Raw genomic sequence first — 15,510 nt, 5'->3', positions numbered from 1 at the left:
GTGAACACCATGTGTATAATCATTATTAACCGTTTTTCAGAAAATACTATAAATTATGAAGAAGCTTTAAGTGGAATAGATGGAGAATACATCTTAATTACAAGAGAAAAGCACAAAAATGTATTTCGTGAATTATTTCCTAATAGGAAAATAATTAATCATTTTCATGAAGATGATAATATTCGTCTTTATATTCAAGAACTTCACAAGAAAAAACCTGTTACATCAATAGTTGCAACTCACGAGTTTGACTTGGAAGAAGTAGGTAAGATAAGAGATTTATTAAATATCCCTGGTCAGACAGAAGATAGTGCCCAAGGTTTTAGAAATAAAGTCTTGATGAAAAATATGGTAAAAGAAGCTGTAAGAACTCCAAAGTATTTAGAGATTAAAGAACAAATGGATTTAATTTCTTTTAAAGAAATTAATGGATTCCCTTTTATTATTAAGCCGGTAGATGGAGCTGGGTCTGCAGGTTTTTCAATTATTTCGAATGAATCTGAATTCAAGAAAATCCTTGAAGAATATACAGATTTCCCTTATATTGCAGAAGAATTTATTGAGGGAGATATGTACCACGTAGATGGTCTTTATATCAATAATCAATTAATTATATCCCAACCCTCTATCTACATAAATGGTTGTTTAGCATACCGTGAGGAAAAATATTTGGGATCAGTCATGTTGTCTGAAACACATCCTTTATTTGAAAGATTAAATAAGAGCGTTCTTAAGGTATTACGTAACTTACCTACTCCAAATCATGTAATACCTTTCCATGCTGAATTTTTCTATACTTCTCAGGATGAAATCGTTTTCTGTGAAATCGCCTCCCGTGTAGGTGGAGGGAAAATAAATAATACCTTTTTGCAGAAGACAGGTGTAAATTTACTTTCGGAATGTGTTCGTGCACAGTGTGATAAAGATTACAATCACAAAAATCTAAAAATTCGAAATGATAGTGAGACATATGGATGGATGCTCATCCCTCCTAAAAAAGGAACATTACTGTCTATCAATACCGACTTCCCTTTTGATTGGATAATACATTGTATAGTTAGAGATGAAAAAATTGGAAAAACATTCTCCGGCGGTGACACAAGCGTTTCAGCAATTATGTCACTTATAATCAAAGGTAAAGACGAGCATCAAGTTCAAGAAAGATTCAATATTATTAACGAATGGCTTGAAAATAATATTATCTGGGATATTAAAACATTAACAATATAAAAGGATAAAAATATATGAATTTATTTAGATTACATCGGAACATACAACTTAGAATATTAATAATCTTTTTTAATAATCTAACATCAAATATGATTTTTCCTTTCATGAGTATATACTTTGCAAAACATATTGGTCTAAAAGCAACTAGCTTAGTTCTCACTGCATCTATTATATTAACATTACTAGGAAATCTGTATGGTGGAGGATATGCTGATAAACATGGTAGGAAATTTATAATGGTATTATCCGAAGGGGTGAAAGTACTAATCTTTTTTGGATTTTTACTTGGGACTTCCCCTTCCTATTATTGGCCGCTTCTAACGGTATTATGTTTCTTGCTACGAAGCTTTTTTAATGGGTTATACAGTCCTGCTGCTGAAGCTATGTTACTAGATGTTACTACGACTGTAGAAAGAAAGTATACGTATAATATAATCTATTGGATAAACAATTTGTCTTTGGCTATTGGTGCTGGAATTGGGACTTATTTTTTTGAAACAAACTTAATTTATTTATTTACAATTCTTGCTGCTGTGAGTTTAATGCTATTTTTAGTTACGTTATTTGGGATAAAAGAAACTTATTTTCCAGATAATTCAGGTTTACCAAATAAAAAAGATAAAGGTTATATTAAAAATTACATTGAGGTCTTTAAAGATCGCATTTTTATTATTTTTGTAGTGTCCAGTATGTTGTTATTCTCTCTTGAAGCTCATCTCACTAGGTACATAGCTATTAAGCTTAAAGATTACGATTTTAAGATTTTTGATATACAACTAACGGGAACTCAACTATATGGAAATTTAGTTTTAGAAAATACTATTTGTGTTGTATTCCTCTCAATTTTATTTTCTAAAAAGATAACTAAAATAAAACGCGAAAGAATCCCATTTGTTTCCGGATTGGTACTTTTTGTAATAGGTTATGGATTGATAGCAACTAATTTAAATCCGTTTCTATTAATTATTATGATGTTTGTAGCAACCTTAGGCGAAATTTTATTTGCACCTATTTTTCAAACTTACTTAGGGGATCTAGCTAAAAAACCATTAAGAAGTTCTTACATGGCTATTAATAAATTTGCAAATCGTGGAAGTATTTTAATTTCTACAGGAATTATCTATCTTGTCAGTATTAGCTCAGCATGGGTCTCTTCGTTACTAATTTGGTTGACAGGAATTTTAGGAGCTGTACTATTATGTCTGTTACTTCCACATATTTATGCACGAAAAGAAATAGAATATAGTACCGATAAAGTAGGTTAATAAAATTCATACTGTTGGAGAAAGGTATCAATTAAAGGCTAATAATTGATTGCTCATCTTAAAACGAAAGAGATATAATAAGGTTTCTGTTCTTTAGTTTACAATACTATAGAATTCCTCATGTATGCCTATTTTCTAAACAAAAAGGCAGGGATTTTCCCTGCTTTTTGTTTAGAAACAGTATTTAATATTATTGTTTTCAATTAATGTTAGAATTAACTGAAAATAATCACCCCCTAAAAATTCATATATTCTTCGTATAATTTATTTATATTGAAATCCTTGTTTGTTCAAATTACTTAATATCATTAAAAAACTCCGCTATTACCTAACTAAAAAACATCCTGAAAGCTAAAATTTTTTTCTTAATGTTACGCTAATTCATAAGTGTAACGAAAGATTGATGTATTTAATCCCATTTTACCTAATTAAATTCTGTACAGTAAAGTTTAATTGAATTAATACTGGCTAACTTCAATTTCCTATCTATGTTCAAACAATAGAACATAATTGTTTGAAATTATTGATTTTGTAATCAGAATTATCATTTTTTTCATTTTCATCAGTAAAATAGCAAGCACTTATTCCCGCGTTTTTCGCTGCTAATAGGTCCAAATCCCGATCTCCAATCATTATAGTTTCTGAATGAATCATGCCATATTTGTTAATTAAATAATTAATTGCATCAGGACTTGGTTTTCTCTCAAATCCTTGTTGAGATGTTATAAAATCAGAAAAATATTCATATAAACCATAAATTTCCAATAACTTAATAGAAGATTCTCCTCTATGAGTATACAAATAATTTTTTCTATTAGTTGAATGAATATGCTTGCAAATTTCTACAATTCCTTCAAATGGTTTTGATAGTTCAAGCTCCATTTCTTTTCTTTGCAATTGATATTTTGTTATAAAGTCTTTTTCTATTTGATACTTATTTTCATAGTATTTTAAAGCTGATGACATAGATACCCTCATTTGTTTTACAATTTCACTTAATGGCTCGTCTATTCCTTCTCTCTTAAGCAATTCTTTAAATATTTTTGCCATCACTGGATATGTATCAAAAAGAGTACCATCAAAATCCCAAATTATATGTTTGTACATTTCAAATCCTCCAATTTATTTATTTATTATTAAAATCTTACAAAGATATTGTAACAAAACAAGTAATTTTTATATAGTCGAAAACATATATCTTACGAATATAGGCTGCAACAGCTTAGATATCTTTCCATTAATCGTTGCAGGTAACCAATGTAAAGATATTTTTATTTTAAACAAGGCATACATAAAATATTAAGACTCAATACCTTTAGAATAAAGTTGTCGCACTCCTAATAAATATTTTTCTCTAACCCCTTTCTATTCATTATTCTCTATAACACTACCCATAAAACCTCATTACTTTTATATAAGGTGATTTTTAACTGCGTAAATATAAGGATAATGATTACACCTAAAATTACCAGAATTTCTATTAGAGAAATATAAGAGTTTATGCAAAATTGCATAATTTTTAGCGTTAATATTTATGTATAATAATAAGGAGCTTTCCAACATTTTTCTTTAAATTTAATACTTTAATCTTAACTATCTAATGTACCCCAGTACTATATTTTGAGGAATAAAAAACCCTAAGAAAATCGCCTTTCCTATAAGGGATTCTATTACTACTTCACTCCCATACATTAAAAGGAATTAAACTTATTGTGAAGAGGAAGTATTAATTTTATTAAGATATCTACTTGTATTTTCCCCTTTAAATCATCCTTGAGCTTAATATCTTATAATTAACTAAATGCTATTTTAGAAGTTATAAATACTAAATTATTTTCCTCTTGGCATCTCTTATCATTAACTTTACAAACAAAAAAATAATCATATTTAATTATGTATTTTTTATATAATTAAATATGATTATTTGTGTTATAAATTCTAATCCGATGTATTTGCATTTGTATATTTTTTGTAATTATTCATATGAAATAGTTTCTTTATACGCATTTCTTCATTGCTTTTTACATGAATAAGTATTCTGTTTTATTACCATGTTAGTTTTTACTTAAATTAAATATTCATTTATTCAAGAAATTCATACACCCGTTGAAATATTAATATCATATTCATCTAGTGTATTGGCATTTATCTGTTTTCCATCTATTGTCATCCTTATTTTTTGTTTCGGATTTGCTGTTACCACCCAAGCATTCGGTAAATAACGATCTTCATGTGATAATGTAGAAGGTGAATTTATAACCTTTCCTCCTAAATATAGCGTAGCAGAAGAACCTCCATCCATAGCCATTGCATTTACTGCTCCTTTTTCATATAGAATATCTTGACACTCTTTTAACGTAGCCCCTATACTATGCGTCTGTCTACCGTCAATGACTAGAAACATAATTGTACCATCTTCTTTTTGGGCCATAATACTTCGCGGAGCAGAACCCCAACCACCGTCTCCTTCTGTAATCATTTTTTCTCCATTTACAATTAACTGTGGCATAAATCCTGCTGCTGAAACGATTTGTTTATCCAGAAGTTGTTGGGTAGAATAATTTCCTGTTATCATTTGCCCAAACTTTGTTAAACCCGTAATAATTGTAGGGGTATTTCTATCCATATTCGTATCAATAGCTTTCCCATTTTCTGTTACTATGCCAGTTGTAACATTTCCTCCACCCCTTCCTGTTTCATCAGCAAATCCACTTGCATTCACAGCAACAAGTGCATGATTACGTTTTGCCATTACACTAATTTTTTCTCCCCTGTTAGCACCCTGTGTTCCTTGATGGCTAACAAGTTTAACATTGAAAGGATTACTAATAGTGACTAACTTTCCTTCGAATAGAAAGCGACTATCTTTATTACTTTTAATTGTTTCTACATCAATTTCTAATGGCTGACTTTTTAATTCTTCTAATCTTTTTCCTACTATTTTTTTATAAATGGGGTAGCACCACATCGCTATCAAGCTAACAAGACAATATCCCCCCTAAAATGAAAAAGGCGTTATTCTTTCTGAGAAATCATAGGAAAGGATAACGCCTTTATATCAATATGAATGTATCCTATATGAAAAATTAACATCGTTCCAAATGTATATATTGTATATATTGTACACATTGTGTATAATGTGTTCATAAGCATTTAAGAGGCAAGGAGTTGAATCATGAAAATCTTACTATCTAATAAGTCTAAGTCGCCTATTTATCAACAAATCATTGATCAGATTATATTACAAATATCAAATAAAACATTGAAAGTAGATGATTCGTTACCTTCTATGCGTTCATTAGCAAGAGACTTGAAGGTAAGTGTTATTACTTCAAAAAGAGCGTACGAAGAACTTGAAAAAGCGGGTTACATCTACTCTATAGTAGGGAAAGGCTCGTTTGTTGCAAAACAAATAAAGAAACAACGTGCGGATGAACCAAGTGATCCAATACGTGAAAAGTTCAGTACAATCGTTCGAGAGAGTAAGGCTAATCATTTATTAAGGGATGAGTTAATACAAATTATTAATCATATTTATGAGGAGGAATAAAAATGGAGAACATTGTAGAAGTGAAAAATGTTTCAAAAACATATAAGGGATTTTCTTTAAAAAATGCATCGTTCAACATCAAAAAGGGGTTTGTAACGGGATTTATTGGCGCAAATGGTGCTGGGAAAAGTACGACAATTAAACTTATTATGGATCTTATTAGCAAGGATAGTGGAGAAATCACAGTGTTTGGTAAAGATCATCAAAAGGACCAAGTTTCTATTAAAGAGCGTATTGGATTCGTATACGATGACAATATCTATTATGGAGATATGACAATTCATCAACTAAAAAAATTCATTGCTCCAGCGTATAAAAAATGGGATGAAAATCAGTTCCAATCCTACTTACAACGCTTTGAGTTACCAACTAACATAAAAATGAAAGAGATGTCTACAGGGATGAAAATGAAGACTTCCCTAGCGTTTGCACTTTCACACCATGCCGAATTTATACTTATGGATGAACCGACATCTGGACTCGATCCTGTATTTCGAAGAGAACTTTTAGACATCCTTTATGATTTAATGGTCGATCAAGATAAAACAATTTTTTTCTCCACACATATTACCACTGATTTAGATCGTATTGCTGATTATATTGTATTTATTCATAATGGAGAGATTGTGTTTGAAAAAGATATACATAGTATTTCTGAAGAATATGCAACTGTAAAAGGGGATAAATCCTTGCTTACGCCGAAAATCAGAGAACAATTAATCGGGATTCGTGAAACAAACGTGGGATTTGAAGCACTCACAAGTAACGCCAGCCGTTTACGTACGCAATTAGGAAATGATGTATTAATTGAAGAAGCGACATTAGAAGATATTATGTACTATACAAAAAAGGGGAATATTCAATATGTATAATTTAATATTAAAGGATTTTCGATTGCAAAAATTAATGATCTTATTCTATCTACTTGGTATATGCTTTTTTATAGGGACGTTTGGAAGTTTTGGGTTCATAGTCGTTTTGGTGGCTGGTTCTTATATGATAAATCTACATTATTACGACGAAAAGAATAATAGTCACAAATTTATTAATAGCCTACCTTATAGTAGAAATAAAATTATTATGTCAAAATATATCGGTACAGTGTTGTTTACAATTCTAGTAGTTCTATTTTCATTATTGATTCAAGCAGTAATTCAAGTTGCATCCCCGAATTATGGAGTTGAAATTGAAACTCCACAGACAATTATGGTTAGTATTCTTACTGTCATGTTGTTTACGTCTATCTACTTACCATTTTTCTATCGCTTCACCAATAAATATTTGATGGCTGCTGTCACCATCATTTTCCCTGTATGTGTTGTTTTATGGAGACCACTTGAGGCATATGTGCATATTACTGACCTTGTATATAGTGTTACTACACAATTTACTATTAATCAACTAATTGCACTTGCTTCAATCGTTACCATGCTTATATTTATCGGTTCTTACTTCTTAACGGTGAGAATTTATAAACGTACTGATTTTTAAAAATTCTTTTTAACTGAAATATAGAATACTTAACAAGTAACTGTTGTACAGTTTTATTCTTATACGCTTTGGTGCTACTCAATCGCTATCAAACTAATAAAACAAAGTTTTCCCTTCAAATGAAAAAAAAACGCTATTCTTTCCTATGATTCTACAGAAAGAATAGCGTTTTTTTCTTTTTATGGATACATTTTTTTAGCTCGATAGCGATGTGGTGTTACCTCAAATATAATTATTTTATTTGAAGGTCTCTTTTAAATTTTTATCAAATCTTTTCATAGGTTGATATACAAGGACGTGTAATGATAAACCTATCACTGCAGTAATGTTCAAAATAATACTTATAATCATTAAAGACCATTCTATAACTGGAGAAAAGTATCCGTTCGTGCTTAATGTAGAAGAACTGATACCTAGTAGTAAAATCACTATTAGTAAAGGTAAGTTTTTAACCAATTTGAATCCCCCTTTTAAATACAATATCTTTATATCATTATATCACACTAAATTATGTAATTAATATAAGATAGTTATCTATGAGAATTTAACGTATTTTCTCTTTTTTGGGGTGACCTACTTCTTTAGCTTGATAGCGATGCGGCAGGACCCCTTTCAGAGAAAAGTCAATTAACCAAATTCTATATAAGGCTTCTTAATTCTAAAAGAGGATCTGGTCACATTTTCAATAAGCTACTATTATTAAATTTTTGATTAAATAATTTAATAATAACTCCATAAACTAAACTTACTTGTATCTAAGTTGGTATAAGTAAATTTATTACTTTTTTAGAGACATACCTTTCCCTACTTTTGCTCCTTTAAAATACAAAACCATGCTATATTTTAAATTAATTCAAATTTGAAAGTTCACCAGATTGGAACATTCAATTGAATCCAACTATGCTAAAATAATTAATGTAAGCGGTCAACCTTTCAGTGAATGCGTAACGGATTGTGTTTCAATTTAGTGTTTGATCTTCATTACCCACAAAAAAGCCACTAAAGTAAGGGGCTTTTTTGTTTTGAAGTTAATAATTTAAAAACTATAGAGTTACAATAAATTGAAATTGAACTAATTTAAATAATTATTTACTCCTTATTCTCTTTTAGTGCTTCTTTCTAATATCTTAACGTTTTTAATTAATATAGAGTTTGACCTGTTTGTAATCTTTTATGCTTTTTGTATATGGAGGAGGAGAATAAAAAATGAATGTTATGTTAGAAGTGAATAATTTAAATAAATGTTATGAAAATTTCTCGTTAAAAGATGTTACCTTTAGAATTAATAACGACTGTATAACAGGATTTATCGGTACCAATGGTTCTGGGAAAACCACTACAATTAAAGCAATCCTTGGTCTAATTTTAAAAGATTCTGGAAAAATTAATTTTTTAGGAAACGATATGGATGAGCATGAAAGAAAGTCCAAAAACAAAATTGGTATTGTGCTAGATGAGGGATATTTTTATGATGAATTAACATTGAAAGAAATGAAAAATATCATTGCTCCTTCCTGTTCAATTTAAATTTGGTTATGACAAAAAAAAAATCATATCACTTTTAACTGCCTTTTTAATACCTTTTGTTGCTCCTACTCTTATACGGGGTCTACAATTAAGTCAAATCGATTTTAAAATCATCTTTCCATTCTCACCAACTGTCCTAACATGGATGCCTTGTTTTATTTCAATTGTTATTGGTCTTATATCAATGCTACTATCTCTGAAAATATATGCAAAGAAAGACTTATAATTTAAATTTCCTCCGTGATGAACTTATTTCATACCATAAAAAGCTTTTATATCAAAGTAAGCAAAATTTTAAAGTTCACTAGATTGGAACATTTATTTGAATGTTAATATGTTAAAATAGTAAATGTACTGTTAATCTTTCAGCGAATGTATAATGGCTTTTGTTACGATTTAATGCATAGTTGTAAAATAAAAAACCACTACTTAAAGGAGTGGTTTTTTATTTTACAGTTAATACTTTATAAACGAAAAGTTTCAAAATAATTAAAATGAAACTTACTAAAAAAATAAAAATATATTTACTTGCTGATTTTATATAAATTAAAATGATTATCTACTATTTAATTGATCCTTATACTCATTTAATGCTTCTTTCCAATGTCTTAATGGTTTTAATCCATTCAAGATAATGCATTCTTTGCTTAACACTGAATATTTAGGTCTATTGGCTGTTTGCGGGAATTCTTCCGTCGCTAAAGGAATTATATTGATATCTGTATTGAAGTCTTTAAAAAATTCAACTGCAAACTCATACCACGAACATACTCCTTCATTTGTCGCATGATATAATCCAAATTGATCCGTCTCTACTAACTCCTCAATAAAGTTTGCTAAATCTATTGCATAGGTAGGTGAGCCAAATTGGTCTGATACTACACGTACTTCACCATATAGACTTGCTATTTTTCCTATCTTAGCAATAAAGTGACCATCGCCCTTTCCAAATATCCAGGACGTTCTAATAATAAAATGTTTCTTCGTGTATTTTTTTACGAAATGTTCTCCAGCCAATTTCGTTTCTCCATATATATTTAATGGATTAGGACGATCTTCAAGATTGTATGGTGTATGCTTTTCGCCATCAAATACATAATCCGTACTAATATATACAAATTTACATTTTATTCTCCCTGCAGCTTCAGCAATATACTTGGTACCTAATACATTCACTTCATATACCAGCCCTTTATTTTTCTCTGCCCCATCTACATTTGTAAATGCTGCACAGTGTACAATTACATCTGGCTTTAACCTATCAAGATAAGAGCTAACTTTTATTTTATTTGTAATATCTAACGTGGTTCGATTCACACCATATAGCTCATGATGTGTTCTGCTGAGTACTTGCATTAAAGTTTGTCCTAGTTGTCCATCTACTCCCGTTATCAGTATCTTCATTTTAAAATTCCTCGTTTAACTTATGTAATTTTTAGTTAATAAAATTCATTCCCACCAAGTAGGGTTATCTATATACCACTTAATTGTTTGAGTGAGTCCAGCATCAAATAGATAGTTTGGTTTCCAACCTAATTCTTCTTTCAGCTTAGTAGCATCCATGGCGTAACGTCGATCATGTCCTAAGCGATCTGAGATAAATGTAATTTGCGATTGATCTTTATTTAGGAATTTGATTATTTTTTGTACAATATCTAGATTTGTATATTCATTATCTCCTCCGATGTTATAAATGTGCCCATCTGCTCCACCATGAAGAACTAAATCAATAGCTACACAGTGATCCTCTACATGAAGCCAATCTCTTATATGTAATCCATCACCGTATAGAGGAATATCTTTATTATTTAACGCATGAGTTATTGTTAATGGTATTAATTTTTCCGTGAACTGATAGGGACCATAATTATTGGAACAACGAGTTATATTCATAGGTAAACCGAATGTCTCATGATACGCTCGTACCATTAAGTCCGCACTAGCTTTACTTGCACTATAAGGACTATTAGGAGCTATTATTGAATGCTCTGTAAACGCACCTGTTTGAGATAATGTTCCATATACTTCATCTGTAGAAATTTGTACAAACTTTTTCACTTTTGTTTTATATGCTGATTGTAATAAGGCTTGTGTACCTAATATGTTAGTTTGAACAAAGATATGGGGATTTTTAATACTTCTATCAACGTGAGATTCTGCTGCAAAATTTAATACATAATCAAATTTCTCTTTTTTAAATAACTTATCTATGAATATTTCATTTGAAATATCCCCTTTAATAAATTTATAATTCTGATTTGATGATATTTCCTTGAGATTAGATAAATTTCCTGCATATGTTAATAAATCTACATTTACAATTTGGTATTGAGGATATTTCTTTAAAATGTAACGAATAAAATTACTACCAATAAAACCTGCCCCACCCGTTATTAATAATTTCAATTAAAATCATCCCCATAAACAAAGTTGATATTAGTATCTTTTAATCTAGGCAGTTTTCTATCTTTTTCTGATAAAATTGGTTGATTAGTTGGCCAAAATATTCCTATCGTTTCATCATTCCATAGAATTCCCTCTTCATGGTTAGGGGAATAATACTCATCTACTTTATACTGGACGATAGTATTAGGTTCTATTGTACAAAAACCATGTGCAAACCCTTTAGGAACGGTAAGTAGACGGTTATTATACTCACTTAAAATTGTTCCGAACCATTGCCCGTACGTAGGGGATCCCTTTCGAATATCTACCACTACATCGTAAATAGAACCAGAAATGCAGCTCACTACCTTCATTTGGGCTTTAGGATTCAACTGATAATGCAGCCCACGTATCGTGCCTGTGTGAACAGATAATGATTGATTATCTTGTACAAATTCTCCCTGTAAATCTAAAAGTTCAAATTTTTTCTTATTATATGTTTCTATGAAGTAACCACGTTTGTCACTGCATTTATCAAGCTCTATAATAAAAACACCATCTAATGCTGTATGAATTTTACGCATTCTTCTCTCTCCATTCATTTAAATGCTATTGATGGGCAACCCTTAATAAATATCGGCTGTATTGATTTTCCTTTACCGAATTTGCTATTTTTAATAGTTGTGGCTTGGTTATATATTTCTTTTTAAATGCAATTTCTTCTAAACAGGCTACTTTTAAACTCTGTCTTTTCTCAATCGTTTCTATAAATTGTGCTGCTTCTAATAATGATTCGTGTGTGCCTGTATCCAGCCATGCATAGCCTCTTCCCAATAATTCAACTTCTAATTCTCCCATCTTAAGATATTCTTTGTTTATATCTGTTATCTCTAATTCTCCACGACTAGACGGTTTTATGGTTTTTGCTATTTCTATCACACGTTTATCATAAAAATACAGACCAGTTACTGCATAGTTTGATTTTGGTTCCTTTGGCTTTTCCATGATATTAATTACATGCTTTTTAGAATCAAACTCTACTACTCCAAAACGCTCTGGATCATTGACATAATAACCAAAAACTGTAGCTCCCCTTTTCTTCTTAACAGCCTTTTCTAGTAATTCTGTTAGTCCATGACCATAAAAGATATTATCGCCAAGAATTAAAGCTACATTATCATTTCCAATAAACTCCTCAGCGATTATAAATGCTTGTGCTATACCTTCTGGATAAGGCTGAACAGTATATGAAAGAGTAATTCCATATTTTGAACCATCACCTAACATTTGCTCAAATTTATTAATATCTTGTGGTGTTGAAATAATTAGTATCTCTCTTATCCCCGCCAACATTAGTACTGATAAAGGATAATAAATCATGGGTTTATCATAGATAGGTAATAATTGCTTTGATACAATTTGGGTAAGGGGGTACAATCTAGTACCGCTCCCACCTGCAAGAATGATACCTTTCATGGCATTGTGCTCCTTCATAATTTTTCTGATATGCTCAATTAAGAGCCTAAGCTTTAAAAACTATATAGCTTATTTTGCAGGAGACCGATACATACTTAATAAAAGTGGCCTCCTACATAAATAATTAATTTAAATATTTTCCTATTACAACAGAATTATAATTACCACCATAAGAATATGTACTAATTAAAGCATTGCTCACCAGAGCCTTACGAGGATTTTCTGTGACGAGATCTATTCTGCCTCTATGACTCTTTACATTTTGCGTAGCTGGTATTTCACCATCAAATGCACATATTACACTAATGAGAGAAAGAAGGCCTGCAGTTGCATGAGTTTCCCCAAAGATAGATTTTGTGGCACTAACAGGAGCTCCATTTCCGAATATACGTTCTATAACTCTCTCTTCAATACGGTCAAAATATGTATGACCATTGGCAGCTGCACAAATATATTCTATCTCTCCTGGAGAAATCATCGCCTCTTTCATTGCTAAACGCATAGATTCCTCCCATGCCTTTCCTAGATGATTTAAATCCCCTATCTTACTATCATCAGATGTTAACCCAAAACCTTTAATTTCAGCTAAAATATTACCATTTCTTTTTAACGCTGCCTCCTCACTTTCTACAATAAAGGCAACGCTCCCTTCACCAAGTATGGTACCGCTATTATTACAATCAAAAGGACTTATATTCTCAGTTGTTAAGTATCTTTTTATTTTTGAGTGTCCCTCTATTATTGGATTATTTACTTCATCTGCCGTTACCACAATGAATGTGTCATAATCACTAGATTGAATCATGGCATAGGCATAGTATAGTGCACTAATACCAGAAACCCCGCCACATGAAATAGTTGAAGTAGGCCCTTTTATTTTAAAGTTTAATGAAATATGTCCAGCTGCTGCGTTCATAACTGTGTTTGGAAATAATTTAGCATTGGCAGCCTTAACACCCTCTTGGATAATAATCCGGTTAAATGATTCTACCGTTCCAACTGGTCCTGTACCTGTAGCAAAAATAATTCCTATCTTGTCCCTATTATTTTTATCTATCTTTAAGTTTCCGTTTTCTATCGCCATTTTCACTGACAATACTGCATGTTTGCTAATTGAATCCATCTTCCTTAATAAATTAGGATGGATTAGCTTTCGATAGTTTTGTTCTGGTATTTTCCCAGCTTGTATGCACTTAGGATTGTCATTCCACTTTTTAATCTTTGAGGTACCACTTTTCCCTTTAAACATACAATCTTTAATTTCTTTAAGATTTGAAGAATTTCCAGCAAGTCCCCCTACACCAGTAATTACGACTTTTTTTTCTTTAATTATCGTTTCCTTTTCCGCTGATAACTCGTGGTTCTCATTGTACTTACTGAATAAAATACTTGCATTGTTCCCACCAAAAGCAAATGAATTTGATAGTACATAACTCAAATCACTTACTCTACCTACGTTAGGTACAAAATCTAGATTAAACTTTTGATTTTCAACTTCAAAGTTTATAGTTGGGGGTAAGTATCCATGTTGAATAGCAAGGATACTTGTTACTGCTTCCGCCGCCCCTGCGGCTCCTAACATATGTCCTATCATTGATTTAGTTGAAGAAACTGGTGTCTTATTTTCAGTAATCAATGTGCGAATTGCTTTTGGCTCTGATACATCATTTGCTGGTGTACCTGTACCATGTCCATTAATATAGCTTACGTCCTTCGCATCTATGTTGGCTTTTTTTAAAGCACCTCGCATGGATCTCAAAGCACCTTCCCCACCTGGATCTGGGGCCGTCTGATGATATGCATCTGAAGATAAATCGTAATCCACTACTTCAGCAAGGATATTTGCACCTCTTTCAACCGCATGATCTAATGATTCCAAAACAAGAATGGCTGCACCTTCTCCGATTACCACGCCATTACTCTTGCTATAGGGCGATGGTGGCGTTGGTGCTAGTGCTTGTAAACTATTAAAACCACTCATTGACAATTTAGATAAAGGATCTACACCACCGGTTATCATAATATCTGCTTTGTTATTTCGAATTGTATCCAGCGCAAAACCAATTGAATTTGTACCCGCGGCACATGCATTGGAAATAATCATTTTTGGTCCTTTTATTTTTAAGTCTCGAGTAATATTGTCACAAGGGGTATGGATTGGATACTTAAAAAGTAACGTTTCATCTGCTTTTTCAATTCCATCTTTGATCCACTGTTCATGAAATTCTTCTCCGCTCAACATGCCTCCTAAAGATGTGCCTAATGATATTCCAACTCGGTATGGATTTAAGTTTTCTATTTTTAATTTTGCGTTTTCAACGGCTTCCCTTGCCGCCATGACACCTAATTTTCCACATCGATCCATATCCTTTGTTTCATCTTTAAAGAAGTAATCATCTACCTGAAGGTTTTCAATCTCTCCGCCATAATCAGTTACCATTTCAGCCATATCGATATTTTGGATTACTTTAATACCAGATTTCCCAGATTTAATATTGTCCCAAAATTCCTTTACACTATTTCCGTTTGAACAAATAATTCCCATGCCAGTCACGACGATTCGTTGATTATTTATGTTCATATGCC

Annotated in this window: 12 protein-coding genes and 3 pseudogenes; 7 read left to right on the top strand and 8 right to left on the bottom strand. The window is 31.3% G+C overall.

Features of this window, described 5'->3' with window-relative positions:
- The first annotated feature begins 9 nt into the window (after positions 1-9).
- Positions 10-1,230 carry an ATP-grasp domain-containing protein gene (locus OXT04_RS14050; protein ID WP_098828482.1) on the top strand — a complete coding sequence of 407 codons (1,221 nt, stop codon included), beginning with the start codon at positions 10-12 and terminating at the stop codon, positions 1,228-1,230.
- A 14-nt stretch (positions 1,231-1,244) separates the two neighbouring features.
- Positions 1,245-2,495: an MFS transporter gene (locus OXT04_RS14045; RefSeq protein ID WP_098828481.1), complete on the top strand. Its 1,251-nt coding sequence runs from the start codon at positions 1,245-1,247 to the stop codon at positions 2,493-2,495.
- 492 nt (positions 2,496-2,987) lie between these two features.
- Here OXT04_RS14045 and OXT04_RS14040 read toward each other — a convergent pair whose 3' ends face one another.
- Positions 2,988-3,602: an HAD-IA family hydrolase gene (locus OXT04_RS14040; protein WP_098828480.1), complete on the bottom strand. Its 615-nt coding sequence runs from the start codon at positions 3,600-3,602 to the stop codon at positions 2,988-2,990.
- Between the two features lie 988 nt (positions 3,603-4,590).
- Positions 4,591-5,448, bottom strand: a pseudogene (locus OXT04_RS14035) (phosphodiester glycosidase family protein); the annotation flags it as partial.
- Positions 5,449-5,670: 222 nt separating this feature from the next.
- Here OXT04_RS14035 and OXT04_RS14030 point away from each other — a divergent pair.
- From OXT04_RS14030 to OXT04_RS14020, 3 genes are read left to right on the top strand one after another with little or no spacing between them, the layout of a single operon-like run.
- A complete protein-coding gene (locus OXT04_RS14030) occupies positions 5,671-6,045 on the top strand; it encodes a GntR family transcriptional regulator (protein ID WP_098828479.1) in 375 nt (124 codons plus the stop codon).
- A 2-nt stretch (positions 6,046-6,047) separates the two neighbouring features.
- Positions 6,048-6,917: an ABC transporter ATP-binding protein gene (locus tag OXT04_RS14025; protein ID WP_098828478.1), complete on the top strand. Its 870-nt coding sequence runs from the start codon at positions 6,048-6,050 to the stop codon at positions 6,915-6,917.
- On the top strand, positions 6,910-7,536 hold the full coding sequence (locus OXT04_RS14020; protein WP_098828477.1) for an ABC-2 transporter permease: 627 nt from the start codon (positions 6,910-6,912) through the stop codon (positions 7,534-7,536). The genes OXT04_RS14025 and OXT04_RS14020 overlap by 8 nt, the downstream gene beginning before the upstream one ends.
- Positions 7,537-7,773: 237 nt before the next feature.
- Here the strand turns inward: OXT04_RS14020 and OXT04_RS14015 are convergent, their stop codons facing one another.
- Positions 7,774-7,992 carry a hypothetical protein gene (locus OXT04_RS14015; protein ID WP_000240399.1) on the bottom strand — a complete coding sequence of 73 codons (219 nt, stop codon included), beginning with the start codon at positions 7,990-7,992 and terminating at the stop codon, positions 7,774-7,776.
- A gap of 750 nt (positions 7,993-8,742) precedes the next feature.
- Between OXT04_RS14015 and OXT04_RS14010 the strand changes: the two are divergent.
- Both OXT04_RS14010 and OXT04_RS14005 read left to right on the top strand, forming a co-directional pair.
- A pseudogene (locus OXT04_RS14010) lies at positions 8,743-9,051 on the top strand (ATP-binding cassette domain-containing protein); the annotation flags it as partial.
- Positions 9,041-9,289, top strand: a pseudogene (locus tag OXT04_RS14005) (ABC-2 transporter permease); the annotation flags it as partial. The pseudogenes OXT04_RS14010 and OXT04_RS14005, both read left to right, overlap by 11 nt.
- Positions 9,290-9,618: 329 nt before the next feature.
- Here OXT04_RS14005 and rfbD read toward each other — a convergent pair.
- The 5 genes from rfbD to OXT04_RS13980 all read right to left on the bottom strand — a co-directional run bounded on the left by rfbD (position 9,619) and on the right by OXT04_RS13980 (position 15,505).
- Positions 9,619-10,467, bottom strand: a complete 849-nt coding sequence (gene rfbD / locus OXT04_RS14000) for a dTDP-4-dehydrorhamnose reductase (protein ID WP_098255946.1) — start codon at positions 10,465-10,467, stop codon at positions 9,619-9,621.
- A gap of 45 nt (positions 10,468-10,512) precedes the next feature.
- Positions 10,513-11,469, bottom strand: a complete 957-nt coding sequence (rfbB, locus tag OXT04_RS13995) for a dTDP-glucose 4,6-dehydratase (protein ID WP_098255945.1) — start codon at positions 11,467-11,469, stop codon at positions 10,513-10,515.
- On the bottom strand, positions 11,466-12,032 hold the full coding sequence (gene rfbC / locus OXT04_RS13990; RefSeq protein ID WP_001226088.1) for a dTDP-4-dehydrorhamnose 3,5-epimerase: 567 nt from the start codon (positions 12,030-12,032) through the stop codon (positions 11,466-11,468). The genes rfbB and rfbC overlap by 4 nt, the downstream gene beginning before the upstream one ends.
- A 25-nt stretch (positions 12,033-12,057) precedes the next feature.
- On the bottom strand, positions 12,058-12,924 hold the full coding sequence (gene rfbA / locus OXT04_RS13985) for a glucose-1-phosphate thymidylyltransferase RfbA (protein WP_098255944.1): 867 nt from the start codon (positions 12,922-12,924) through the stop codon (positions 12,058-12,060).
- Positions 12,925-13,048: 124 nt separating this feature from the next.
- Positions 13,049-15,505: a beta-ketoacyl-[acyl-carrier-protein] synthase family protein gene (locus tag OXT04_RS13980; protein WP_267415353.1), complete on the bottom strand. Its 2,457-nt coding sequence runs from the start codon at positions 15,503-15,505 to the stop codon at positions 13,049-13,051.
- Positions 15,506-15,510: the final 5 nt, after the last annotated feature.

Origin of the sequence: Bacillus sp. GC_Bacil_1 (genome assembly GCF_026540675.1) — a bacterium.
Classification (GTDB): domain Bacteria; phylum Bacillota; class Bacilli; order Bacillales; family Bacillaceae_G; genus Bacillus_A; species Bacillus_A cereus.
The sequence above is the reverse complement of the archived record's forward strand: the minus strand, read 5'-3'. Positions and strand labels throughout refer to the sequence as shown.